Below are 23,515 nucleotides of genomic sequence, written 5' to 3' on the forward strand. Positions count from 1 at the left end.
CTCCCTTAATGCGTTCTTCTTATTCGGGACCGATCCGGTGCCCGGTCTTAGTCTTGTGGAACCCATGGCGTGCGGCTGTTACCGATACGCATGACCACTGATTTCACTTCGAAAAATTCCTCGAACCCGTAGCGTCCGATTTCCCGCCCCTGCCCGGATTGCTTGAACCCACCGAAGGCAACCTCGGGGAATCCGTCCATCCAGGTGTTGGTCCAGACCGTTCCCGTTTCTGCACGACGGGCGAATTCCAGGCAGGTGTGGACGTTTTCGCTCCAGACCCCTGCCGACAGACCGTAAGCGCTATCATTGGTCAGCGCGACGGCTTCGTCCAGTGTTTTGAACGTCAGAACGGATAGGACGGGGCCAAACACTTCGTCCCGCGCAATCGGCATCTCGGGCTGAACGTTCGTAACGATGGTAGGCTGATAGAACTGATCGCCCAGCCCTTCGACCTGCAGCGGCGCACCGCCCAAGGCGATGGTGGCACCCGATGCCTGCGCCTGTTTGACGTATGCGTCGATTTTCGCGTTATGCTCGGGCGTGACAATCGCGCCAACCTGCGTCGTTGGGTCCAACGGGTCACCGAACTTGACCTTGCGCGACAGGGCAACGACACGCTCGCGGAAGTCATCGGCAATGTCTTCGTGCACGATGATACGACTGCTGGAGTTGCAGCACTGGCCGACGTTGAAATAGACGCCGAACACAACAGCATCGGCGGCTGCGTCCAAATCGGCGTCCGGAAAGATGACCTGCGGGTTCTTGCCCCCAAGCTCCAGCGCAACTTTCTTGAGCGTGTCCGACGCAACAGCGCTGATCGTCTTGCCCACGGCGGTCGAGCCGGTAAAGCTGACCATGTCCACGCCGTCGTGGGTGGACATCAAACTGCCAACCGGAACGCCGTAGCCCAGCACCATGTTGCAGACACCTGCGGGCAATCCCGCCTCGACCAGCAGCTCGCCCAGCATCAAGGTCGTCGAAGGCGTCATCTCGGAGGGTTTCACCACGACGGTGCAGCCTGCGGCCAGTGCAAAGGGCAATTTCTGGCTAAGAATCCAGAACGGGAAGTTCCACGGAGTGATGATCGACACGACACCGATGGGTTCCTTCAGCACGACACCCATCATGTCCGCACCCAGCGTGTTGTGGCTGTCGCCATGGGTACTGCGCGCCAATGAGGCCGCATAGCGCCACAGATCCGCGGCACCGCCAACCTCGCCCTTGGATTGACTGATCGGCTTGCCGCTCTCCAGCGTTTCGATCAGGGCGATGCGGTCCACATTCTGTTCGATCAGGTCAGCGACTTTCAGTAGAAGGGTGGCGCGTTCCTTTCCCGATGCCCGGCTCCAGACACCGCTGTCGAATGCTTTTCGTGCGGCTTGGATTGCGGCCTCAGTCTCAACTTCGCCACCCATGGCCGAACGGCTAACGATGTGGCCGTGCGAGGGTGAGCGGCGCTCGAACGTCTCGCCCGACGCGCTGTCCTGCCAAGTGCCATTGATGAGGTGCCGACCTTCAAACAGTGGCGGCAGCTCGAACGGGATGGCAGGGTTGATGGTGATGTCTTTCATATCGTCAGTGGCCCGAAAATGTGGGGTTTCGTTTTTCCATGAACGCCGCGACGCCTTCTTCGCGGTCGGCCGAGGCGGCAATTGCGGCACTGCCCAGAGCCTCGACCGCGGCATGGGTGTCTTCACCGACCGCAGCATGGATCATGTTTTTGGAGATTTCGGTGGCGCGGGGTGACAGGTCGTCAAGATCAGCTGTGATCTCAAGGGCGCGCGCCAGAACGTCGTCGTTCACCTCGGTCGCATAGCCCAAGGCAAGTGCACGGTCGGCACCAATTCGGCGTCCAAAAAGAGCCATCTCTTTCACCGCAGCCTCGGGGATAAGCCGGGTCAACCGCTGCGTACCGGACCAGCCCGGCACGATGCCGACCCGTGCTTCGGGCAAAGCCAGCGTGGCACGCGGGGTCATCAGGCGCAGGTCGCAGCAGCTAGCCAGCTCCAGCCCGCCGCCAAAGGCGTGACCGTTGATCGCGGCGATCGTTGGTTTGCCGATCCGTGCCAGCCGGTCAAAGATACGATGCCCGTCACGGACCCAATGGCGGGCGAACTCGGCGGGGCTCAGAGCACCCCAAGCGCCAATATCGGCCCCGCAACAAAACGCTTTTTCCCCTGCGCCGGTTAGAACAAGCGCACGAATGGCCCCGTCACGCTCGACCGCTTGCAGGCCAGCCTCCAGCGCGTCCAGCATGTCCACGGTCAGAGCATTCAGCTTGGACACGTTGTCCAGTGTCAGGACGGCGGTTGGACCCTCGATATGAAACCCGAGCTTGCTCACAGCGCCATCCCCATCGGCCCGACTGCGAACAGGGATTTGGGCATCTGAACTGCATTTTCCGCGACTTTGACGCGACCACCCGACGCTTCGACAATGTCGCGCTGCGCCTCGATGCCGGGCATGATTTCCGTCGCAACCAGACCCTGATCCGTCAGACGAATGACGCAGCGCTCGGTCACATAAAGTACATCCTGACCCGTTTCGCGGGCGCGGCGGCCCGAGAATGTGACGTGTTCGACCTGATCCACCATCTTGGTGAATTTGCCGGGGGCATCCACCCGGATACCGTCGTCCGTCAGATCGATCTTGGCACCGGCTTCGAACCAGCCCGAGAACACGATCTTTTTGGCGCGGGCAGTTATGTCGACGAACCCACCGCATCCTGCGGTCAGGTAAGGTTTCTTACCCAGCTTGGAAACGTTCACGTTGCCTTCGACATCGACCTCAAGGAACGAGAGGAATGACATGTCGAACCCGCCGCCCTGAAAATAGATGAATTGTTGTGGGGACGGCACAAAAGCATGTGCATTGGACGCGCAGCCAAAGGCAAAGCCGGTCAATGGGACGCCGCCAACGGCCCCCTGCTCAATCGCCCAGGTTACAGCCTGCGGATACCCCTCTTCCAACAAAACACGCGGGACCATGGCGCTGATACCAAAGCCCAAATTAGCGCTCATACCGCTGCGCAGCTCTTGCGCGGCGCGGCGGGCGATGACCTTTTCGACTCCATGTTCGGCCAGCGAAAAACTGTCCCACGGGCGCATAATCTGGCCAGAGATCGCAGGGTCGTAAGACGTTTCCGTCGTCTGCATCTGTTCTGGGTCTTCGACGATCAAATCGACCAGATGCCCAGGTACGCGCACATCATGAGGGCGCAAGCTGCCCTCGGCGGTGACGCGTTGAACCTGCGCGATCACGATTCCGCCGTGGTTTCGGACGCATATCGCTTGCTCCAGCCCGCCCAGATAGGCACCTTCATGTTCATAGGTCAGGTTGCCGAACTCATCCGCCGTGGTCGCGCGCAACACGCAGACATTCGGGTTGATATTCGGGAAGTGCAGCCAGGTCTGACCGTCAAACTCTTTCCTTGCGACGATGGGCGCGGCTGACCCGCGTTCGTTCATCGCACACCCCTCGCGCACCGGATCCACGAAGGTCTCAAGACCCACTTGCGTCAGAACACCGGGGCGATGCGCTGCGGCTTCGCGGTGCATGTCGAACAGAATGCCCGACGGCACGTTGTAGGCGGCGACCCGATCCTCGACGATCATCTTCCAGATTTCCGGCATCTCTAGGCTGGAGGGGCCCGACGGGTATGACCCGGCCAAAACACGGCTGAGCAGCCCATCCTGCGCCAAGTGGTCCATACCCTTCACACCGTACATATCGCCGGCGGCAATCGGGTGCAGCGCGGTGATGTTGCGCGGATGGCCCTCTTTGCGAAACCGCTCACCCAATGCCTTGAGAACCAGGTCAGGACAGCCCAGCGCCGAGGAGGACGAAACGGTAACAACCGCGTTGTCCGGGATGCGAGAAACGGCCTCGGAAACGGAAACAAGCTTGGTCATCAGAAGCCACCGTAATCTACGTTGATGCGCTGGCCCGAGGCTGCGGCCTCGCGCACGCTCAGAGCGACGGACAAGGATTTCACACCGTCCGGTCCATCCGCGGCCGGGCGACCTTGGCCTGCGGCTGCGGCGACAAACTCGGATACACCTTGAACGTATAGCGAGTGGTCCGAGAACGGGATTTCTTCGCGTCCTTCCTCGGTGACCAATGCGATCTGCCCGACCGGGCGCTGTGTCATCACACCTTCGGCAAAGATCGACCCCTTGGTTCCATGCACCTGCAGGCTAGAACCGGCAAAGGGGTGCGTAAAGCTTTCGTGCGTCATGACCATCGCGCCCGAGGGCATCGTCCAGACGGACATGCACGAGTCCTCGACCCCCTGCCCCATACCTGAGCTTGCCATTTGTGCCACTACGGAAACCGGGTCCTCTTTCAGCAGGAACCGCGTGACGTCCGCATCGTGAACAACAATGTCCGGGATCACACCACCGCCCGCGTCAGCTGAATTGATGCGCCAGCCCTGCAAGTTTCCGGGCAAATGCACCGCATGGTGAATACGCAAGGACAGAACATCGCCGACACGCCCATCCGCGATAAGGTCGCGAATAGCACGATGACTTCCCGAACACCGCAGATGGTGATTTGTGCCAAATGCAACCCCTGCGGCCTCGGCAGCGCGAACCATTTCGACCGCTTCTGCTTGCGTCATCCCAAGCGGCTTTTCACAAAGCACATGCTTACCCGCTGCGATGGCCGCCATGGCCTGGCCATGGTGTTTTTCGTTGGTCGAAGAGATGTACACCGCCTGCACGCTCGGATCCGAAAGCGCCGCACTCAAGTCGGTGGTGGCATTGGGGATGCCGTGTTCGCTGGCCCAAACCTTCACCCGATCCGGCGAATTGCTGACCACCCAGGTGACGTCATTGCCGACCTGCTGACGCACAGCATCCAACATATATTGCGAAGCTATCGTGCTCGCCCCGACAAAGACCCAGTTCATTCTTCCCACCCAGATTTTGGAACGTTCCAAACGTTTAGTGGAACGTTCCAAATTTGGCAAGTAGAATTTTCCTGGCGGCAGTCTCGACTCGCACAAAGCGTCAGCTTTGCAGGTTTCGCATCCAAGGCAGGCCTCTCTGTTGCTTACAGGGCGACCGCTCAGCTCCTAGCGCCCATTTCGACAATGCTCATCCGCCCAAACCTTTCCGTTGACTTTCGTTGCAAATGTAACGATATTGTTGCAAATGTAACGAAACAGTCGACTCTGCCAACGACATAGCTCCGACTGCATCGCATCTTTGGAGGGCACTCATGGCCAAGGCATTCGCGTCCCAGGGGGACATGTCGGAAAAGAAAATCTCGTTCACCGAGGTCGGCGATGGCCTTTATGCCTTTACGGCCGAGGGTGATCCGAACTCGGGCGTGATCATTGGCGATGACAGCGTAATGATTGTCGAGGCGCAAGCGACCCCGCGCCTGGCCAACAAGGTGATCGAATGTGTAAGGTCCGTCACCGACAAACCGATCACCCATGTTGCCCTGACCCACTACCACGCCGTTCGCGTTCTGGGCGCCAGCGCCTTTGGCGCGCAACAGATCCTGATGTCGGACATGGCCCGCGCTATGGTCGTTGAACGGGGTAAAGAGGACTGGGATAGTGAGTTCCAGCGCTTCCCCCGCTTGTTCGAAGGCCATGAGAGCATTCCGGGCCTGACTTGGCCCACGACCACCTTCAGCGACACGATTACAGTTTACTTGGGCAATCGCCGGGTCGATCTGATGCACCTGGGGCGCGCTCATACGGCCGGCGATATCGTCATCCATGTGCCTGATCAGAACGTCATGTTTACTGGCGATATCGTGGAATACCATTCCGCCTGCTATTGCGGCGACGGGCATTTTGGCGACTGGGGCGACACGCTGGATCAGATCAAGTGGTTTGACGTCGACGCAATCGCGCCAGGTCGCGGCGATGCATTGGTCGGCAAAGACATGGTTAACGCCGCCATCGAAAACACCCGTGACTTTGTCGAAAGCACCTACCGACCCGCGGCCAAAGTCGCGGCACGCGGCGGGTCCCTGAAAGAAGCGTGGGACGCCGTACGGGCCGAGTGTGATCCCAAATTCGCCAGCTACGCGATCTACGAACACTGCCTGCCCTTCAACGTCGCCCGCGCCTATGACGAGGCGCGCGGCATCGACACCCCCCGCATCTGGACCGCTCAGCGTGATCTGGAAATGTGGGAGGCCTTACAGGGCTAAAAAGCGTCGGCCCGGCTGCTTGGCCGGGTTTCCAACCAAAGCGAAACGCGCGCAGCCAGAGGACAAAACAGATGTTCGATGATCGATACACGCTTGCCTACAAGCGTTATCCCTACAAGAAGTCGACCGATCAGGATACCGCGACTCCGGTACGCCACCCGGTCGTTGTGATGGGCGGTGGCCCAGTCGGTGTCGCCACAGCGCTGGACCTTGGGCGTCAGGGCATTCCGACGCTGGTACTGGATGACCACGAAGGTGTGGGCATGGGGTCGCGTGCCATTTGTTTCGCCAAGCGCTGCCTTGAGATTGCAGACCGCTATGGGTGCGGAAAACCGATGGTCGACAAAGGCGTCGTCTGGAACCTTGGCAAGGTTTTTCACAAGGATGACCAGGTATTCGAATTCAACCTTTTGCCCGAAGAAGGGCATGAATACCCCGCCTTCATCAACATGCAGCAGCCCTATTTTGAAAGCTATCAACTCGATCGCTTCGAAGACCTGCAGAAACAAGGCGCGCCGATCGAAATTCGCGGCAAGAACCGTGTGGATGCGGTCAAAGTTCACGACGACCACGTCACCCTCTCAATCATGACGCCGGACGGCCCTTACACGCTGGAAGCAGACTGGCTGATCGGGTGTGATGGAGCGTCCTCACCTCTGCGGACGATGTTGGACCTGAATTTCACAGGCAAAGTCTTTCAGGACAGTTTCCTGATTGCCGACATCAAGATGAAGAACGACAGCTTTCCGACCGAACGCTGGTTCTGGTTCGAACCGTCCCATGGGTCGGGCGCCTCGACCCTGCTGCACAAGCAGCCAGATGACGTTTGGCGCGTGGATTTCCAGATCGGATGGGATGTCGACCGTGCCGAAGAGATGAAGGAAGAGAACATCCGTCGTCGTCTCGACGCGTTCTTGGGGGACGGTGTTGAATATGACATGGTCTGGTCATCCATCTACACGTTCCAGTGCAAACGTATGGACAGCTTCCGTCATGGCCGCGTTTTCTTTGCGGGCGACGCGGCGCATCAGGTGTCCCCATTCGGCGCGCGCGGTGCAAATTCGGGCATGCAGGATGTCGATAACCTCGGCTGGAAACTGGGCATGGTCATACGTGGTGAAGCCCCCGAAAGCCTGTTGGAGACATACGACGCCGAACGTATCCACGGAGCGGACGAGAACATTCTGAATTCGACCCGGTCCACCGACTTTATCACTCCGAAAACCGACGCGAGCCGTACGTTGCGCGATGCGGTTCTGTCTCTGTCGCAAAAGTATGAGTTTGCGCGCCCAATGGTGAATTCAGGGCGCTTATCGGTCCCCTGTACCTATGATGGATCGCCGCTCAATTCGGCGGATGCCTTGAACGGTCCGTCGCGATCTCGTCCCGGCGCGGTCTGCCCGGATGCTCCGCTGGGCGACGACTTCCTTCTGTCCAAACTGGGCGACAAATTCGTCTTGATGACCATCGACGCAGAAGCGCCCGACTTGATCGAAGAAGACGGTATTCAAGTCACGCGTCTGGCCCTGTCGGTCAAGGATGACAAAACCGGTGCCCTGAAAAAACGGTATCTGGGTGAGGCTGAAAGCGCGGTTTACCTGATCCGTCCGGATCAGCACGTAGCTGCCCGCCGCCCCAGCTTTGACGAGAACTCAATCCGCGCATCCATCCGACGCGCTGTCGGTAAGGAGTAACACCCATGACTGACTTGATCTTGACCCCGAACATCGACGGCGTCGACGATTTCTACGCTGAGCTTCTGGCCGCTCATGAGGGGTTGGAGAAAGACGACAGCGATGCATTGAACGCCCGCCTGGTCCTGGTTCTGGCCAACCATATCGGCAACCGCTCGGTTCTGAGCGAGGCGATCAAAACTGCCGCGAATTAATCCATTTAGGGAGGATATCATGAAACTGAACTTTAAAGCCCGTGCGCTCGCATGCGTTGGCGCAACGACCATCGCCCTCTCGTTCGCATCGACCGCGATGGCCGAGACAACGCTTGCCCTGTCCAGCTGGCTGCCGCCGCGCCACCCAATCGTGACAGGCGCGATCAAGCCCTGGGCGAAACAGGTTGAAGAAGCCACAGACGGTCGCGTGACTGTCCGCGTTCTGGCCAAGCCACTCGGCCCGCCACCTGCGCACTATGACATGGCCGCTGACGGTATTGCCGACATCACCTACGGCCTGCATTCCTTCACCACGGATGACCGTTTCACCCGTTCGCGCATCGGCCAGTTCTCGTTTATTGGCGACGATGCCGCGGCCGGCTCCAAGGCGTTCTGGAACGTGTATTCCGGCCCGTTGGAAGCGCAGAAAGAGCATGAGGGCACCAAGCTTTTGGGGCTTTTCGTGCACGGCCCAGGTATGTTGCACAACAACGTGCGCAAGATCGAAACCGCTGATGATTTTGCTGGACTGAAAATTCGTGTTCCGGGTGGATACATCTCTGATCTGATGTCAGGCATGGGCTCCACAACGCTGTTCATGTCCTCGGGCGAGGTCTATGAGAAGCTGTCGCGCGGCGTGATTGACGGGGTGACCTTCCCCTACGACGCCCTTGCCGCCTTCAAACTGACTGAAGACGTCAAATACACAATGACTGTGCCCGGTGGTCTATACAACACCACGTGGTTCATGGTGATGAACGAGGACAAGTGGAACGAAATCTCGGCAGAGGACCAGGCCGCCATCGAGGCGATTTCTGGTGAAGCGTTTGCCGCACTTGTTGGCGAAGCCTGGATCGGCGCAGACGAGAAAGGCAGTGCAGCCGCAGAAAAGGCCGGGATCGAAGTCTATGAAGCCCCGGCTGCTGTTTTGGACACGATCAAATCCCAGGCTGCAGATGCCGAAACCGCTTGGTCCGAAGCGATCTCGGCGGACGGCTACGACGGAGCGGCGGCCTTGGAAGAACTGCGCAAGCAGGCAGGCGTGGACTTCTGATCCATGGAGCGGCTTCGCCATCGTTTCCCCGACCAGCCCCCGGAAGAGGGGCTGGATATTGGGCTGCTACTCGACAGATCACTTGGTGCCGGTGCCGCTCTGATCCTGTTTTGCCTTATCCTCATCACCTGTGTGGACGTGATCGGGCGTTACTTTCTGAATGCACCTCTGACAGGTGCATTCGAACTGACTGAAATTCTATTGGCGGCCCTGGTGTTCCTTGCTCTGCCATTGACGACTGAGCGACGGGAGCATGTCGAGGTCGACCTGCTGAATATGGCCCTCGGCAAACATGCTCAGCGCCTGCTCTCGGCGTTTGCCGGGCTGTTTTCGGCGGCATTGCTGGCCACTTTCTCGTGGCGGCTTTTCACCCATGCGGCCAAGGCGGCCCACGACGGCGCGGTCAGTAACGCGCTGGAAATTCCGCTGGCTCCATTCGGCTATCTCGCTGGCGTGTCCTGCATGGTTTCCGCCTTCATTGCCTTTCTGCGCGGTCTGCAGCCGCCAAAAGAACGCAACACCGATAAGTCCACGCCGGAGGCTCTGCCATGATTGAATCCCTGATTGGTTTTGCCGTCCTTCTTGGGCTGATCCTGTTGCGGGTTCCGATTGCCTTTGCCATGGCAGCCGTCGGAGGCTTTGGCTTTGCCTATATGCGCGGCTGGGAACCGGCCTGGGCAATGACAGGCCAAGTGGCCTTCGACACCGCGCTATCCTACAGTCTGTCGGTCATTCCGCTCTTTATTTTCATGGGCAATGTCCTGGCCGGATCTGGTGTCGCGCATGGCCTTTTTGCGGGCGCTGATCGCCTGTTCGGCAGGCTGCGCGGTGGGCTTGCCATGGCGTCGGTGTTCTCTTGCGGTGGGTTTTCCGCAGTGTGCGGGTCCTCGTTGGCAACAGCGGCAACCATGTCCAAGGTCGCCATGCCCTCGATGCGCAAGTTTGGCTATGATGACCGGCTCGCGACCGGCTCCATCGCTGCCGGAGGCACGCTGGGCATTCTGATCCCACCCTCGGTGATCCTGATCATCTATGGGCTGTTGACCGAAACAAACATCGCCAAATTGTTCATCGCCGGTATCATTCCGGGTATCATCGGTGTTCTGCTGTATCTCGGCGCAGTGATGGTTGCAGTTCGCGTGAACCCTGCCCTCGCACCCGAAGAAGAAAACACCGAACCGATGAGCCGAACCGATCTGGTTGGTGTCTTCTGCGTGCTGGGTCTGTTTCTGTTCATCATGACTGGGATCTACGGCGGATTTTTCACCCCAACCGAGGCGGCAGGTATGGGCGCAGGTGCATCGGTGCTGATCGCGGTGGCCTTGCGGACCATGACATGGAGCGCATTCTTCACGGCAACTATGGATTCCATCCGCGCGACCGCGATGATCTTTGCGGTCATCATTGGCGCGGAACTCTTCACTAATTTCATCAACTTCGCCGGACTGCCCGATGCTCTGTCCAGTTTTGTGATCGACAACGAAATGCCGGTCTGGGCCGTAATCGTGTTCATCATTGTGGTCTACATGGTGCTCGGCTGTGTGCTTGAAAGCCTGTCGATGATCCTACTGACGGTGCCGGTCTTCTACCCGCTGATGTTCGAGCTGGAATTTGCAAACGAGTTGCTGCTTGACCCCGAGAACGCTCTGATCTGGTTCGCCATCGTCGTCGTTGTCGCGACCGAGATCAGCCTGATCACACCTCCGGTCGGCATGAATGTCTTCGTGCTCAAAGGCGTTCTTCAAGACGTTTCTCTGGCCACTATCTTCAAAGGCGTCCTGCCCTTCTGGATTGCTGACATCGTGCGGCTGACGCTTCTGATCCTCGTTCCCTCACTATCGCTTTGGTTAGTGGGGCTGATGTGAACCGCGCGACCCCATTCAATCTTGCCTCTCAAGAAAGGAGGACACGATGAAAATCGAGAAAATCCACCACGTCGCCTATCGCTGCAAAGACGCCAAGGAAACCGTTGAGTGGTATGGAAAGATGCTGAACATGGATTTCATTCTGGCCATTGCCGAAGACCATGTGCCCTCGACCCACGAGCCGGACCCTTACATGCATCTGTTCCTGGATGCAGGTGACGGTAACGTGCTGGCTTTTTTTGAACTGCCAACGAAACCAGAGATGGGCCGCGATCCGAATACGCCAATCTGGGTGCAGCACATCGCTTTCAAGGTCAAAGACCGCGCCACCCTGATTGAATTCAAGGAGCATCTTGAAGCCAACGGCGTCGAAGTTCTTGGTGTTACCGACCACTCGATCTTTCACTCGATCTATTTCTTCGATCCATCGGGCCACCGGATCGAGCTGGCCTGCCCTGATCCAGACGAAGAAGCCATGCTGGCACGGATGGACGAAGTGAAGTGGTTGATGCTGGAAGACTGGTCAAAAACCAAGAAAGCACCCAAGCATGCAGATTGGCTGCACGCCAAAGAGCTTAACAAAAACGCCTGATGCACTGCCCGCGGCGGATATCCGATCCGGCGCGGGAACAGATTGCAAAGGCGCCTCCGCAACACACCAGAAGCGACTGGGGAAGGTCATGAAACTCTACTCTTATTGGCGTTCTACGACCTCATACCGGGTTCGGATTGCCCTGAACCTCAAAGGTCTCAGCTATGAGATCTGCCCCATCAACCTGGTCGCCGGAGAGCAGAAAGCACCCGACTACACCGCCCTCAACCCCGGCAAAGGTGTTCCAACGCTTGACCTCGGGGATGGCACGCTTTTGACCCAGTCTCTGGCGATCATCGAATACCTGGACGCCGTGGTGCCCGAACCTCGGCTGTTGCCGACAGACCCGCTGCAGCGTGCTCGCGTGCAGGCTGCGGCTCAGACCATTGCGATGGACATCCACCCGGTGAACAACCTCAGGGTCATGTCATACCTCAAGGCTAATGAAGGGCTGACCACGGACGGCCAGCTTGAATGGTTCCACCATTGGATGACCGAGGGGTTTGCCGCCTACGAGGCCTTGTTGCCAGAGGGCACGACCTTCAGCTTTGGGGACAACCCCGACCTCGCCGATGTATGCCTTGTTGCTCAGCTTTATAACGCGCATCGCTGGGGCGTTGATATGTCTCCCTTCCCTCGCCTTCTTGAAATCGAAGAACGCGCCCTTTCCCTTTCGGCGTTCGACGGCGCACGTCCGGAAAACCAGCCCGACGCGACCTAAAGATCCAGGCATGTAGTTCTTCCTTTGTGGGGCGGAGGCGCGATGTCTATCGCGACCAATCCTGCCCGAGCCTTCTGAAAGGCAATTATACCCGAACCCTTTCGCAGCAAGGCCCAAGGCGACAACTGACGTATGGGATTTGGCGATTGCACCAGCACTCTGCGTGCAGGGAAAGACCTGCAAAAACAACAGAAACTTAGGTCGGCGCAACCCGACCAGTCAGTTGGTTTTCGCCACTTTCATCAGCGCTGAAATACCTTTCTCCAACGCTTCACGATCTTCGGGAGACATCGCATCAAGCATGCGGTTGGCACGTTCCTGAACCTTTGGCTCCAAATGCTGAAATTGGCGCACCCCTTCTGGCGTGCAGCGATAGACACGGATCCTACGGTCTTCGTCTGAAATCTCACGAACGATAAGCCCCTTTTCATCAAGGCGCTTTGCAGCCCGGCTGACTTGTACTTTGTCCAGTGTTGATCGATGGGCGAGGTCCAGTGACGTCATGCTCTTGGCATTTGCCAGCAGGAACAACAATCGCCATTCCTCTCGCGACAGACCCAATTCACGCTCATAGACGTCCGTCAGATTTCTCGAGAAAGCTTCGGACGCCACAGCCAATCGGTATGGGAAAAATGAATCTAGCTGCATACTCTGCCAAAGATAATTCAGCATGGTTTCATCTGCAACGATTTGTTTTTTTCGCGCGCCCTACGCAAAGCTTTGATCCAATTTGATAGGCACTATCAGAATGAACTGGCGTCGATCATGCCCAGAAACAATGGCCCCTCGATTCATCGCTGGATCAAGCCTCCAAACAAAACTATCGAAACAAATCAGGGCGCGAGCAGTTTGCGACCTTGTGCCTCCAGCGTCCAACACTGAGTTCCTTCCAGCACCACTGCGGTCAGCGCGTGCTCGTACCCCGCTCCGGTATCAATATTGACGCGATTGCCACGATGTTCCGGCGCGGGCACGTGGCTGTGCCCGTGTACGATCAACCAAGGGTATTCCCCTGTGTGATCCAAAAACTCATTGCGTATCCAGATCAGGTCGTCGCGGTCTTGTTGGTCCAATGGTATGCCCGGTCGAATACCAGCGTGAACGAACAGCACGTCCTCGGTCAGGTGGAATGGTTGTAGGTTGCTCATAAAGTCCAGATGTGCCTGTGGCACGACCTGTTTGGCTTGCGCGTGAACCTGATAGATCCGGTCCCCGTCCTCGACCCCTACCCCGTAGGACTTCAACGTCTCAACGCCGCCAATCCGGGGATGAAGCCAGTGATAGCCGACAAGCAGACGAGCGTCGTTGCGCGGATAGTCCTCTAGGAACATCGCGTACATCTGGTCGTGGTTCCCGCGGAGAAAGGTCCAGTTTTTGCCCTCGGCCTGCCCATGGATCAGAAGGTCAAGAACGTCTCGGCTATGGCCACCTCGATCAGTGTAGTCGCCAATAAACACCACCTTGGCGTCTGGGCCACCGTCGCGTTCAATCCGCGTCAGCGCATCTTGCAGCATCTCCAACTGGCCGTGAATATCGCCGATGGCGTAGATTGGTTCTGGCATTATCTCCTCGCGTCGCATCGCGCACTGGGCCGGTTATTGGGTCCACTCGATCTCAAAGTCTTCCCTAAAGGCGAAGCGGGTCAGGTGGGTTTCGATTACTTCTTGCCGCTTTGTTAAGTCACCCAGAGGTCTCGGCAGCGCCGGATTCGACCTGTTCCGCAAGCAAGCTCAACCCGGTTTGGGCGGCTTGCCGCATCGCCTTCGCGAACAGCGTGACATCAATATCGGTCGCCAAGAATGTCACCCCCAGATCCAGACACTTGCGCTGCATTTCCGGATCGAGCGTCAGAATGCCCGCCGCCTTTCCCGACGCAATGATGCGTTGCAGCGCGTCCAACACCGCCTCGACGACTTCGGGGTGGCCGGCATTCCCGATATGCCCCATGTCCGCCGCCAAGTCCGCCGGTCCGACGAAAACGCCATCCACATCCGTGGTCAAAATGTCATCCAGAGCCGCCAGACCAAGGCGGTTTTCCACCTGAACCAAAAGGCAAATCTGCTCGTCTGCCGTTTTCAAGTAATCCGGAATAGCAGCAAACCGGGAAGCACGCGCCAAGGAGGAGCCCACACCCCGGACCCCGTGAGGTGGATACCGAACAGCCCGCACCAATTCCCGCGCCTGATCACCGCTTTCCACCATTGGAACGAGAATGCTTTGAACCCCGGCATCGAGGTACTGTTTGATCATCCAGGTCTCGCCAATCGGCAAGCGGGCGACTGCAGCGCTGCCCGATCCCTCGATCACCCGCACTTGTTCAAGGATCGAACGCAGATCGTTTGGTGCATGTTCGCCATCGACCAACAGCCAGTCAAAATCCGCGGTCGCGGCGATTTCGGCGGCATACGCATTGGCCATTCCGATCCAGCAACCGATCTGCGGATGCCCGGCCGTAAGCGCTGCTTTAAATGAGTTCTTTGGCGCAGGCATACGCGACGCTCCTTTCAGGCAAAATTAATATCGACCGAGCCGAAAGGCCCAAAATCTGCGTGGATTGCCGTGCCCGGCGGGCATTCGATGGGGCGGATAAAACTGCCGGACAAGATGATCTGTCCCGGTTCGATGCTCTGACCATATTGCGCCATTCGGCGCGCAAGCCAGACAACGCTTTCGATCGGGTCGTTCAATACACCCGCCCCCAGACCGGTCTCTTCGATCTCACCATTGCGGAAGGTCAGCGCGCCGACCCAGCGCAGATCAAGGGCGTCGACCGCGTGGCGTTCCGCGCCCAGCACAATGCCTGCATTGGCAGCATTGTCGCTGATTGTATCGTAGACGGTGCGCGCATTACCACTTTCGGGGTCTACACGCTGAATGCGGGTGTCCAGAATTTCGATTGAGGGCGCGACATAGTCCGTGGCGGCGACAACGTCTTCGCGCGTGACGTTTTGCCCGCCGACAGAGGATTTCATAACAAAGGCAATCTCGGCCTCGATCCGTGGCTGAATGAAGCGACCGGCAGGGACCGTACCGCTATTGGCAAAAGCCATGTCATCGAACAGGATGCCACTATCGGGAATGTCAATGTTAAGCGCGTATTGCATCGCCTTCGAGGTCAGGCCGATTTTCCAACCTATGACCTTGCGCCCTTCCGCCAGCTTCTGCCGGTAAATCGCATTTTGCACCGCGTACGCATCATCCATCCCGATCTCGGGGTGGCGCAGGCTCAGCAGACCGATCTGCTGTCCGGTGCGTTCCGCCTGCAGCAGATCGGCCGCGGCGCGGGCGTGATCTTCGGGTGTCATGGCTGCTCATCCTCGACAGTATTTCGCAGCGTCCCAATGCCGTCGACTGACACCTCAACAACGTCACCGGGGGCAAGGTATTTCGGCGGATCAAATCGCGCTCCTGCCCCGGTGGGTGTTCCGGTGACGATGATATCCCCCGGCTGCAAGGTCATGAAGGTCGAGATGTATTCGATCTCGCGCCGGATCGGGAACATCATGCGGTTCAGGGTATCGTCCTGTCGCAGCTCACCGTTCACATGGGTCTGAATGCGAGCGTCATCCAACTGGGCCGCGTCGGTGAACGGCACCAGCCACGGCCCGATCGCACCGGATTTATCCCAGTTCTTACCTTGAGTTACGTTGAACTTCGCATGCCGAACCCAATCACGGATCGTACCCTCATTGCACAGGGTCAGCGCCGCGATATGGGCATAGGCGTCCTGTTGCGAAATCCTGCGACCGGGCTTGCCGATCACAATGGCCACCTCACCCTCATAGTCCAGCGTGTGGTTTTCCGGAGGCCGGATCAACGGGCGGTCATGCCCTGTGAAACCGCTGGCAAAGCGCGGGAACAGAGACATGTATTTCGGTTGCGCGCTGCCATCTTTGTATTCCGCATTCCGGTCGGGAAAGTTCACACCGACACAAAGGATACGGCGCGCGTCCGGCATCACCATTTCATAGGTAAAATCGGTATGTGTGACAGGCTTTCCCTGTGCCGCGCTGATCAGTTGATCAAAGGCTCCGGCGGCGATCACCTCATATAGGCTGGCGTATTCGGGGAAGGCCTCATTCAGCGCAATGGCACCGCTATCAGTGATTGCCCCGAAATAGGTGGCTCCATCGGCGTTAAAGGTTGCGAACTTCATGCAAGTGTCTCCCAAACCTCTTGAATGACATCTGCGGCCATCAGCACGTCATCCCGCGTTGTATCGAATTGCCCGACCTGAAAGCGGATGATTTTGCGACCGTCGAACATGCCCTGCGTCAGGTAAATCCTGCCGTCGTCGTTCAGCGCGTCCACCAACCGTTGCTGCATTTCATCATCGCCGGGGCAGCGGAAGGAAAACAGGCTGAGGATCGGGGCGGTCGTGATCTCGAACCCCTCCATCGCCTCTATTTTCTGAGCTACTTCATTGGCCCAGGTCACGTGATTTCGGATACGCGCGCGCAGCCCTTCGAGCCCATAGGACCGCAACAGGAACCAGATTTTCAACGCGCGGAAGCGGCGGCCCAGAGGGATCGTCCACTCGGAATAGTTTGTGACTTCTGCGCCTGTGGTCTTCAGGTATTCGGGCTCGATTTTCAGGGTGTTAAGCTGCGGTGTCGCGTCTTTCAAAAACTGGATCGCGCAGTCAAACTGTGCCCCCAGCCATTTATGCGGGTTGAACACGATGCTGTCATAGCGCTCGGCCCCCGCCCACAGGGCTTCGCGGAACTCGGGACAAACCATGGCGGACCCGGCCCAGGCGGCGTCCAGATGGGTGTAGAGGTCATGCCGCGCAGCGCTATCCGCTACGGCCTCCAGATCATCACAGGCGCCAACACCTGTGCCCCCGGTGATTGCGATGATCCCCGCGGGGACATGTCCGTCCGCGATATCGCGCTGGATTGCGGCCTCCAGCATATCGGGGTCAATGGCGAATGTCGGCCCGTGCGTGGGCAGCTTTACCAGATTGTCCTGTCCGATACCGGCAACCCAGCAGGCGCGATCAATGGATGAGTGCACCTGGTCCGAGCAATAGATGCGCAAGGCCCCCTTGGCATTCAGCCCCTGTCGATTGCCGGTAAAGCCCGTCGCACGCTCGCGCATTGTCAGGACCGCCGACAACGTGGCCGAGGACGCGCTGTCCTGAATGACCCCGGTCATCCCCTTTGGCAAACCAAGCGCCTGGCGCAGCCAATCGACCATAACGCCTTCAACTTCGGTTGCGGCAGGAGAGGTCTGCCACAACATGCATTGCGCCGCGATTGTGGTGACCAGCATCTCCGCCAGCATAGACGGCGGCGCGGCGTTGGCCGGAAAATACGCAAAAAAGCGGGGATGCTGCCAATGCGTCATCCCGGGCATCACGATCCGCTCAAAGTCGGCCATGATGGCTTCCATCGGCTGACCTGTTTCGGGCGGCGATGGTTCAAGCTGACTGGAAATGTCCCCTGGTGCAGTCTGTGCCCGAACCGGGCGTTCTGACAGCGTTTGATGATAGTCGGCAGCCCATCTGGAAATCTGCTGCCCCCACTGTGCAAATTCGTCCCAGTCCATACGTTCGCTTTCCTTTACCGCAATCGTCGATCAGCATTGATCGTCGCGGGTTGTGTCCGATTGAGTGTGTTTTGAGTTGCGCAGGCTTCAGACCGAAAAGCTGATGTTTGCCTGACCCGTTCCCGAGCTGCCAAAGTAGGGTGTGTAGATATCGATCTCTCCCTTGTAGCTGCCCCAGCCAAGCGCGCCGAACAACAGCGCCGTGTCGTTCATCGCGCACTCTCCCGTGCATTTTTTGGCGTAATCCGGAAGAAGCTCCAGGAATTCTTCAAACCGCCCCTGCTGCCATAGTTCGATGACTCTCAGGTCCATCTGACGATTGAACTCACCGTTTACAGCGTTCAGGCCGTCGACCGAGCGTTCGTTTGGCGTGAAATCATGGCTCAGCGAGCCAGATGCCAGGATCGAGACATTCCGATCCGAGCGCCGGATGCCTTCGGCGATTGCCTCGCCCCAAACACGGTTCTCCTGAATCGATGAGAACTGATTGACTGCAACAGGCAGCACCCGCGCGTTGACCCCGTCATTGATGAAATGCATCGGCAGCAGCGTGCCGTACTCCATGCCCATGTCGGGATGCGAATGGCCCAAGGCCCGTTCCCCGCGCTCGCGCAGAACGTCGAGAATGGTTTCGCCCAGTTCGTGATCGCCTTGATAGTCGAATTCCATATCCGCCAGCATGTGCGGCAGCTCATGACTGATGAAACGCCCCTTGTGGTGCGCTTTCGTGTTCAAGTGAAAACCCTGATTGGTGATCCAATGGGTGTCGAAGATGACAAACGTATCGACCTTGCGATCAATCGCATCCTGACGCAGGCGCGCATACCCATCGATGGCGGGTTGCCGGATGCCTTTGTACTTTGGCATCGTATGGGACATCCAGATGCTAGGCACATGCGTGATTTTCGCAGCCTGTACGATCTTTCCCATGACAGTTCCTCCTTGTTGCGATGGGGATAGCCCGGATTTCACGGGCTGAGTATAGGATACCCGGCCCGATTGCGGCACCGGTACCCCCAAATCATTTGCCCAACTGCGTGATCTTGTGCTGACCGGTGGCAAAACCGATGTGCTTTTGCTCCATATAGAACTCGAACGACCAATCGCCGCCGTCCCGCCCGATGCCGGATGCTTTGACGCCACCGAAAGGTGTTGGCAGGTGGCGGACGTTTTCCGAGTTCACCCAGATCATTCCCGCCTCCAGCCGATCCGTAAAGCGCAGGGCGCGCGTCAGGTCGTTCGTCCACACATACCCGGTCAGACCATAGGGCGTGTCGTTTGCTATTTGCAGCGCCTCTTCTTCTGTCGAGAACGGAATTGCAGTCAAAACCGGGCCAAAAATCTCTTCGCGCGCGATGCGCATCTGGTTGTTGGCATTGGTGAACAGCGTTGGACGAACGAAGTAGCCCTCGTCTCCAACCGTCGTTCCACCTGCGGCTATGGTTGCGCCATCTTCTTTCGCGATGTCGAAATAGCTGGTGACCTTGTTAAAGTGCTCCTCGGTCACCAAGGGGCCGATCACGGTCGCCGGGTCCAGGGGATGGCCGACCCTGATCTTGTTCACCCGCTCGACCAGCTTGGCCTCGAAGGCTTCCTTGATTGTGTCCTGAACCAGCAGGCGCGAAGAGGATGTACAACGCTCGCCGTTGATCGAGTAGATCATGAAAATCACGGCATCCAGGGCGCGGTCCAAATCGGCGTCATTGAATACAATGACCGGGTTCTTGCCGCCAAGTTCAAGATGGTTGCGCTTGAGCGTATCTGCCCCTTGCTTGGTGATCAGGCTGCCTGTGCGGCTTTCGCCGACAAAGGCAATCGCGCGGATTTTTGGATGCTCGCACAGCGCTTTACCGGCTTCTTCACCAAAACCGTTCACCGTGTTCAAAACACCTTTGGGCAGACCCGCTTCTTCGGCGATTTCTACCAGCAACCGGGCTGTAAGGGGGCTGGCTTCGGCTGGCTTGTGAATCACCGTGCACCCAGCCGCCAGCGCGGGCGCGATTTTCCACGTGGACAGCATGAACGGCGTGTTCCAGGGGGTGATTACGCCAACTGGACCAATCGGCACGCGTGTTGTGATGTTCATCAGCGTCGGCGATTTCAAATGCTGACCGTCCCGCGCTTGCACGACCTGATCCGCAAAGTACCGAAAGTTCTCGGCCCCGCGCAGCGCTGCCTTGGACATAAACTTCAACGCCTGGCCAGTATCCCAACATTCGCAAAGGGCGATTTCTTCGGCCCGCGCCTCGATTGCCTCGGCCACGCGGATCAAGATCTTGCGCCGTTCGGTTGCCGGCATGTCACGCCAGTCAGCAAAGGCATCAGCTGCAGCATTGGCTGCGGCGTCGATATCGTCCGAGTTACCTTGGGCCACCTCGCAGATCACGCTCTTGTCGACAGGAGACGTGTTCAAAAACTTGCCCGCGGCCCCTTCACGGTCTTCACCCGCAATACGGTTTTTTATGCCATCCTTCTGAAAACGCGCCAGCAACTCGTGCAGCTTTTCAATGTTCTGCTCCAAAGTACTCATTTCGGTTCCTCCAGATGGTCGCGGATTGTGCCGCATTTCGGGGAAAGCTTTGCGTCGATCTCACGCAGTTCGAACGACAACGCAATCGAGTGCGTTTTCATTGCGGGCGCCAAAAAAGTGCGCGCAGTTTCAAACAGGTGCTCGATGACTACCTGCTTGACCGCGTCACTCCGACCCTCGCGCAGGCGAACCGAAACATCGACAAACCCGTGTTTGGCATCGCCATCCGCAATCGAATAGTGATCAACGCGTGTTGCGCGCACACGCAACCCCGGCATGGGCAGCGCGTCCAGCCCGGCTGCAGATTGCCTGAGCGCATCGCACAGCCCGGCCATATCCACCACGTGCTCAAGGTTTCCCGAATACTCGATGTGGATGTGCGGCATGGCTCTACCCATCATTACTTGCGATGTTAACTAATAATACTGCTATCGGATGTTGCGGCATCGAGTCAATCAATTTATTTAACATGTGATGTATCTTGAGGTTGGACCTTTGCCAGACGCACCGCAAAACCGAAAAGCCAAAACGCTGCCCACAACGACGCAATCGCTTCCGGTGTCGCTTATCCGCGCGCGTGAGGCCGTCATGGCACCCATCCGCAAGATGCTGCAAAAAGCTGGAATAACAGAGCAGCAGTGGCGCGTTTTGCGTGTCCTGAGTGAGAATGGGAAGACAGACGCGGGTATGTTGGCCAATCGCGCGGCGCTGATGTCGCCCAGCCTGAGCCGGATTATTCAGTCGATGGAGAATTCCGGGCTCGTCTCTCGCGAGGCCGACCCGAATGACCGCCGCCGCCAGCATATCGCGATCACGGCCTCGGGCCAGGCAATCATCGACAGCCATTTGGCCGAGGCATCGGACATCGCGGCGTATTACCGCGATATCCTCGGGGACGACGACCACGACACCCTTGTCGCGTTGCTGCAAAAACTTGCGCTAGGTCTGGACGACCAAAACCAGGACACTTGACGGATCACACCGACCCCAAGCCTTTGTCCAGAGACGTGAGAAGTGTGTTCACGTCGTCTTCGCTCAGAACCAGAGGCGGAGAGAGAATGATGTTGTTACCGGACACGCGCACCATCGCACCGGCGTCATAGGCCGTTTTCTGCACCTTGCTGATGGTCGCTTTGTCGATCGGGGCTTTGGTATCCCGGTCGGACACAAGCTCTAACGCACACATCAGACCATATCCGCCGCGCACATCACCGATCAGATCGTACTTCTCGCCAAGTCTCTTTAGGCCAGCATGCAGTTGCTCACCCCGCGCTGCAGCATTGTCCTTAACGTTCAGGCGTTCCGTTTCCTTCAAACAGGCAATCGCGGCAGCCGCGCCAACCGGATGTCCGGAATAGGTATAGCCCGACCCAATCGCAGCCCTTCCAGAGGTGTCATTTTCGAACACCTCCGAGACGGCATCGCTGATCATCACTGCGCCAAAAGGGAAGTACCCGTTTGTGATCGCCTTGGCTGTCACGGCCATATCCGGCTTAACCCCAAAGCGGCGCGACCCGCTCCACGCCCCGGTCCGGCCATAGGCTGTAATCACCTCATCCGCGATCAGCAGAATTCCGTGCTTGGAACAAATCTCACGAACTCCGGGCATGAAGCTCTCGTGCGGGGGGATCACCCCACCTGCACCAAGGACAGGCTCCATGATCATTGCAGCAATGGTCGAGGGATCCTGGAACTTGATCTCGTCCTCGAGCGCCGCAAGGCATAGCTGCGCCAGCTTTTTCGGGTCGGTTTCCCCAAACGGGTTGCGATAGGTGTAGGGCGAAGGAATGTGATGGCAGCCAGGCATCAGCGGCTCATATTGTGTGCGGAAGTTCGAGTTTCCGTTTACCGATGCACCCAGCGTATGCGTTCCGTGGTAGCCTTTCTTAAGGCTCAGAAATTTCACCCGGCCAGCTTCACCGCGGACTTTGTGATATTGCCGCGCAAGGCGCAGAGCGATCTCCACCCCGTCCGACCCACCAGACGTAAAAAACGCGCGCGACAGCCCATCGGGCTCAAAAAACTCACGTAGCATCCAGCTGAGTTCGATCACCAGATCGTTGGTCGTTCCGCGGAAAATTGAGTAATAAGGCAGCCGGTCCAGCTGTTCCGAAATGGCATCCTTCACCGGCTGGCACGAATAGCCCAGATTTACATTCCACAGACCACCTACCCCGTCCACAACTGTGCGGCCATCCACGTCCGTGATCGTGACACCTTCGCCACCGACGATAATCTCGGGCGGGTTCGCAAGGCTGTCGGCAGGATGAGCCATCGGATGCCACAGGTGGCGTGCATTGTTTTCTTTGAGGAAATTGCTGTCCTTCATGAGATCACCTGTTGTGTTGTGGTTTCGTCGCCCCATTGCAGCGGCAAGTCATCGAAGTCGCGGGGAAACGTGCCGCCCAGAGCGGTCGAGGCGCGTTTGGCCTCTTTCAAAAGCATCAGAGCAATATCGCGCAGTTTTTCCGGCTTGGCGCGCACACTTGGAACGGCAACCGCCAATGACCCAAGAACACGCCCGCCCTCTCCAAACAAGGGTACGCCAACCGACGTTACGCCCTCGTCAAATCCGCCAGTTACCGTGGCAACGCCGAACCGGCGCACACTGTCGATTTTACTCTTGAGAGCAGTGGGGTCAGAAATTGTCTGGTCTGTGTACTTTGACAGGGGCCTGCTCATGATGCGTGTCTGCCAGTCGTCGGGACAAAAGGCCAAGGCCGCAAGACCGGACGAGGTTGCATGCAGCGGCAACATCTCGGCTATGTCGAAGTTCACCTGGATGCCGTGAAGACTGGGATCGAAGTGAACCACCGGGGACAACGCGTCGCCCTGCAGCAAACTGGCGTGGGCCAGTTCGCCAACGGCTTCGGACAGTTCAAACACGATCGGTTGCAACAGCTTTCGCACCGGGAAAAGCGTCTCACGCAAGGCCGAAAGCCTTAGAAGGGCCGGTCCAAGCCGATACGCGCGTGTGTCCGGGTGTTGTTCAAGGAACCCGTTTTCTGCAAGCTCGGTCAGATGGCGATGCACTGTCGCTTTGTCGCGGCCGGTCAGGCGTACAAACTCGCCCAAACCGATTTCTGCCCGGTCCCGGGCGAAAAGCGACAGAAGGTCGAGTGCCTTTGTGATCGTTCCCAT

General features: G+C 58.0%; 24 protein-coding genes. 9 read left to right on the forward strand and 15 right to left on the reverse strand.

The window, feature by feature from the left end; genetic code table 11:
• Positions 1-47: 47 nt before the first annotated feature.
• The 4 genes from GOV53_RS04170 to GOV53_RS04185 are packed head-to-tail and all read right to left on the reverse strand — an operon-like array spanning position 48 to position 4,912.
• Positions 48-1,571 (reverse strand): aldehyde dehydrogenase family protein, encoded by a 1,524-nt coding sequence (locus GOV53_RS04170; RefSeq protein WP_170464418.1) that lies wholly within the window; start codon positions 1,569-1,571, stop codon positions 48-50.
• 4 nt (positions 1,572-1,575) lie between these two features.
• Positions 1,576-2,343, reverse strand: coding sequence for an enoyl-CoA hydratase/isomerase family protein (locus tag GOV53_RS04175; RefSeq protein ID WP_170464419.1), 768 nt, complete (start codon positions 2,341-2,343; stop codon positions 1,576-1,578).
• On the reverse strand, positions 2,340-3,911 hold the full coding sequence (locus tag GOV53_RS04180) for an acyl CoA:acetate/3-ketoacid CoA transferase (RefSeq protein WP_170464420.1): 1,572 nt from the start codon (positions 3,909-3,911) through the stop codon (positions 2,340-2,342). The genes GOV53_RS04175 and GOV53_RS04180 overlap by 4 nt, the downstream gene beginning before the upstream one ends.
• A complete protein-coding gene (locus GOV53_RS04185) occupies positions 3,911-4,912 on the reverse strand; it encodes a Gfo/Idh/MocA family protein (protein ID WP_170464421.1) in 1,002 nt (333 codons plus the stop codon). Before GOV53_RS04185 ends, GOV53_RS04180 begins: the two co-directional genes overlap by 1 nt.
• 311 nt (positions 4,913-5,223) lie before the next feature.
• On the opposite strand from GOV53_RS04185, the gene GOV53_RS04190 reads away from it, so the two are divergent.
• The 8 genes from GOV53_RS04190 to maiA all read left to right on the forward strand — a co-directional run bounded on the left by GOV53_RS04190 (position 5,224) and on the right by maiA (position 12,294).
• Positions 5,224-6,174, forward strand: coding sequence for an MBL fold metallo-hydrolase (locus GOV53_RS04190; protein WP_170464422.1), 951 nt, complete (start codon positions 5,224-5,226; stop codon positions 6,172-6,174).
• Positions 6,175-6,245: 71 nt separating this feature from the next.
• The gene (locus GOV53_RS04195) at positions 6,246-7,868 is read left to right on the forward strand and encodes an FAD-dependent oxidoreductase (RefSeq protein ID WP_170464423.1); all 1,623 of its coding nucleotides are present in this window, start codon (positions 6,246-6,248) and stop codon (positions 7,866-7,868) included.
• A gap of 5 nt (positions 7,869-7,873) precedes the next feature.
• Complete coding sequence (locus GOV53_RS04200; protein ID WP_170464424.1) at positions 7,874-8,062, forward strand: DUF2783 domain-containing protein; 189 nt, start codon at positions 7,874-7,876, stop codon at positions 8,060-8,062.
• A gap of 19 nt (positions 8,063-8,081) precedes the next feature.
• Positions 8,082-9,116 carry a TRAP transporter substrate-binding protein gene (locus GOV53_RS04205; protein WP_170464425.1) on the forward strand — a complete coding sequence of 345 codons (1,035 nt, stop codon included), beginning with the start codon at positions 8,082-8,084 and terminating at the stop codon, positions 9,114-9,116.
• A gap of 3 nt (positions 9,117-9,119) precedes the next feature.
• Positions 9,120-9,668, forward strand: coding sequence for a TRAP transporter small permease (locus tag GOV53_RS04210; protein WP_254439157.1), 549 nt, complete (start codon positions 9,120-9,122; stop codon positions 9,666-9,668).
• Positions 9,665-10,981 carry a TRAP transporter large permease gene (locus GOV53_RS04215; RefSeq protein WP_170464426.1) on the forward strand — a complete coding sequence of 439 codons (1,317 nt, stop codon included), beginning with the start codon at positions 9,665-9,667 and terminating at the stop codon, positions 10,979-10,981. The genes GOV53_RS04210 and GOV53_RS04215 overlap by 4 nt, the downstream gene beginning before the upstream one ends.
• Before the next feature lie 46 nt (positions 10,982-11,027).
• Positions 11,028-11,573 (forward strand): VOC family protein, encoded by a 546-nt coding sequence (locus GOV53_RS04220; protein WP_170422358.1) that lies wholly within the window; start codon positions 11,028-11,030, stop codon positions 11,571-11,573.
• Positions 11,574-11,661: 88 nt separating this feature from the next.
• Entirely contained in the window at positions 11,662-12,294 is a 633-nt protein-coding gene (maiA, locus tag GOV53_RS04225) for a maleylacetoacetate isomerase (RefSeq protein WP_170464427.1), read from the forward strand.
• A 219-nt stretch (positions 12,295-12,513) separates the two neighbouring features.
• On the opposite strand, the gene GOV53_RS04230 is transcribed toward maiA, so the two are convergent.
• The 9 genes from GOV53_RS04230 to GOV53_RS04270 all read right to left on the reverse strand — a co-directional run bounded on the left by GOV53_RS04230 (position 12,514) and on the right by GOV53_RS04270 (position 20,760).
• On the reverse strand, positions 12,514-12,966 hold the full coding sequence (locus tag GOV53_RS04230; protein WP_170464428.1) for a MarR family winged helix-turn-helix transcriptional regulator: 453 nt from the start codon (positions 12,964-12,966) through the stop codon (positions 12,514-12,516).
• 161 nt (positions 12,967-13,127) lie between these two features.
• The gene (locus GOV53_RS04235) at positions 13,128-13,856 is read right to left on the reverse strand and encodes a metallophosphoesterase family protein (protein ID WP_170464429.1); all 729 of its coding nucleotides are present in this window, start codon (positions 13,854-13,856) and stop codon (positions 13,128-13,130) included.
• A gap of 118 nt (positions 13,857-13,974) precedes the next feature.
• Entirely contained in the window at positions 13,975-14,784 is an 810-nt protein-coding gene (locus GOV53_RS04240; protein WP_170464430.1) for an aldolase/citrate lyase family protein, read from the reverse strand.
• A 14-nt stretch (positions 14,785-14,798) separates the two neighbouring features.
• Complete coding sequence (gene hpaH / locus GOV53_RS04245; RefSeq protein WP_170464431.1) at positions 14,799-15,599, reverse strand: 2-oxo-hept-4-ene-1,7-dioate hydratase; 801 nt, start codon at positions 15,597-15,599, stop codon at positions 14,799-14,801.
• On the reverse strand, positions 15,596-16,450 hold the full coding sequence (locus GOV53_RS04250) for a fumarylacetoacetate hydrolase family protein (protein ID WP_170464432.1): 855 nt from the start codon (positions 16,448-16,450) through the stop codon (positions 15,596-15,598). Before GOV53_RS04250 ends, hpaH begins: the two co-directional genes overlap by 4 nt.
• Positions 16,447-17,844, reverse strand: coding sequence for a pyridoxal phosphate-dependent decarboxylase family protein (locus GOV53_RS04255; RefSeq protein ID WP_170464433.1), 1,398 nt, complete (start codon positions 17,842-17,844; stop codon positions 16,447-16,449). The genes GOV53_RS04250 and GOV53_RS04255 overlap by 4 nt, the downstream gene beginning before the upstream one ends.
• An 87-nt stretch (positions 17,845-17,931) precedes the next feature.
• A complete protein-coding gene (gene hpaD / locus GOV53_RS04260) occupies positions 17,932-18,774 on the reverse strand; it encodes a 3,4-dihydroxyphenylacetate 2,3-dioxygenase (RefSeq protein ID WP_170464434.1) in 843 nt (280 codons plus the stop codon).
• A gap of 91 nt (positions 18,775-18,865) precedes the next feature.
• The gene (hpaE, locus tag GOV53_RS04265; RefSeq protein WP_170464435.1) at positions 18,866-20,374 is read right to left on the reverse strand and encodes a 5-carboxymethyl-2-hydroxymuconate semialdehyde dehydrogenase; all 1,509 of its coding nucleotides are present in this window, start codon (positions 20,372-20,374) and stop codon (positions 18,866-18,868) included.
• On the reverse strand, positions 20,371-20,760 hold the full coding sequence (locus GOV53_RS04270; RefSeq protein WP_170464436.1) for a 5-carboxymethyl-2-hydroxymuconate isomerase: 390 nt from the start codon (positions 20,758-20,760) through the stop codon (positions 20,371-20,373). Before GOV53_RS04270 ends, hpaE begins: the two co-directional genes overlap by 4 nt.
• Positions 20,761-20,869: 109 nt before the next feature.
• Between GOV53_RS04270 and hpaR the strand changes: the two genes are divergently transcribed.
• A complete protein-coding gene (hpaR, locus tag GOV53_RS04275) occupies positions 20,870-21,346 on the forward strand; it encodes a homoprotocatechuate degradation operon regulator HpaR (RefSeq protein WP_254439158.1) in 477 nt (158 codons plus the stop codon).
• A 4-nt stretch (positions 21,347-21,350) separates the two neighbouring features.
• Here hpaR and GOV53_RS04280 read toward each other — a convergent pair whose 3' ends face one another.
• On the reverse strand, positions 21,351-22,703 hold the full coding sequence (locus GOV53_RS04280) for an aminotransferase class III-fold pyridoxal phosphate-dependent enzyme (RefSeq protein ID WP_170464438.1): 1,353 nt from the start codon (positions 22,701-22,703) through the stop codon (positions 21,351-21,353).
• A complete protein-coding gene (locus GOV53_RS04285) occupies positions 22,700-23,515 on the reverse strand; it encodes an IclR family transcriptional regulator (RefSeq protein WP_170464439.1) in 816 nt (271 codons plus the stop codon). The genes GOV53_RS04280 and GOV53_RS04285 overlap by 4 nt, the downstream gene beginning before the upstream one ends.

The organism is Ruegeria arenilitoris (genome assembly GCF_013035315.1).
In the GTDB taxonomy this organism is placed as follows: domain Bacteria; phylum Pseudomonadota; class Alphaproteobacteria; order Rhodobacterales; family Rhodobacteraceae; genus Ruegeria; species Ruegeria arenilitoris_D.

Bases quoted from the DNA above. Each gene is read 5' to 3' on its own strand.
- GOV53_RS04170 (WP_170464418.1), bottom strand. From the start codon at position 1,571: ATGAAAGACATCACCATCAACCCTGCCATCCCGTTCGAGCTGCCGCCA.
- GOV53_RS04180 (WP_170464420.1), bottom strand. From the start codon at position 3,911: ATGACCAAGCTTGTTTCCGTTTCCGAGGCCGTTTCTCGCATCCCGGAC.
- GOV53_RS04185 (WP_170464421.1), bottom strand. From the start codon at position 4,912: ATGAACTGGGTCTTTGTCGGGGCGAGCACGATAGCTTCGCAATATATG.
- GOV53_RS04190 (WP_170464422.1), top strand. From the start codon at position 5,224: ATGGCCAAGGCATTCGCGTCCCAGGGGGACATGTCGGAAAAGAAAATC.
- GOV53_RS04195 (WP_170464423.1), top strand. From the start codon at position 6,246: ATGTTCGATGATCGATACACGCTTGCCTACAAGCGTTATCCCTACAAG.
- GOV53_RS04200 (WP_170464424.1), top strand. From the start codon at position 7,874: ATGACTGACTTGATCTTGACCCCGAACATCGACGGCGTCGACGATTTC.
- GOV53_RS04205 (WP_170464425.1), top strand. From the start codon at position 8,082: ATGAAACTGAACTTTAAAGCCCGTGCGCTCGCATGCGTTGGCGCAACG.
- GOV53_RS04210 (WP_254439157.1), top strand. From the start codon at position 9,120: ATGGAGCGGCTTCGCCATCGTTTCCCCGACCAGCCCCCGGAAGAGGGG.
- GOV53_RS04215 (WP_170464426.1), top strand. From the start codon at position 9,665: ATGATTGAATCCCTGATTGGTTTTGCCGTCCTTCTTGGGCTGATCCTG.
- GOV53_RS04220 (WP_170422358.1), top strand. From the start codon at position 11,028: ATGAAAATCGAGAAAATCCACCACGTCGCCTATCGCTGCAAAGACGCC.
- maiA (WP_170464427.1), top strand. From the start codon at position 11,662: ATGAAACTCTACTCTTATTGGCGTTCTACGACCTCATACCGGGTTCGG.
- GOV53_RS04230 (WP_170464428.1), bottom strand. From the start codon at position 12,966: ATGCTGAATTATCTTTGGCAGAGTATGCAGCTAGATTCATTTTTCCCA.
- GOV53_RS04235 (WP_170464429.1), bottom strand. From the start codon at position 13,856: ATGCCAGAACCAATCTACGCCATCGGCGATATTCACGGCCAGTTGGAG.
- GOV53_RS04240 (WP_170464430.1), bottom strand. From the start codon at position 14,784: ATGCCTGCGCCAAAGAACTCATTTAAAGCAGCGCTTACGGCCGGGCAT.
- hpaH (WP_170464431.1), bottom strand. From the start codon at position 15,599: ATGACACCCGAAGATCACGCCCGCGCCGCGGCCGATCTGCTGCAGGCG.
- GOV53_RS04250 (WP_170464432.1), bottom strand. From the start codon at position 16,450: ATGAAGTTCGCAACCTTTAACGCCGATGGAGCCACCTATTTCGGGGCA.
- GOV53_RS04255 (WP_170464433.1), bottom strand. From the start codon at position 17,844: ATGGACTGGGACGAATTTGCACAGTGGGGGCAGCAGATTTCCAGATGG.
- hpaD (WP_170464434.1), bottom strand. From the start codon at position 18,774: ATGGGAAAGATCGTACAGGCTGCGAAAATCACGCATGTGCCTAGCATC.
- hpaE (WP_170464435.1), bottom strand. From the start codon at position 20,374: ATGAGTACTTTGGAGCAGAACATTGAAAAGCTGCACGAGTTGCTGGCG.
- GOV53_RS04270 (WP_170464436.1), bottom strand. From the start codon at position 20,760: ATGCCGCACATCCACATCGAGTATTCGGGAAACCTTGAGCACGTGGTG.
- GOV53_RS04280 (WP_170464438.1), bottom strand. From the start codon at position 22,703: ATGAAGGACAGCAATTTCCTCAAAGAAAACAATGCACGCCACCTGTGG.
- GOV53_RS04285 (WP_170464439.1), bottom strand. From the start codon at position 23,515: ATGGGAACGATCACAAAGGCACTCGACCTTCTGTCGCTTTTCGCCCGG.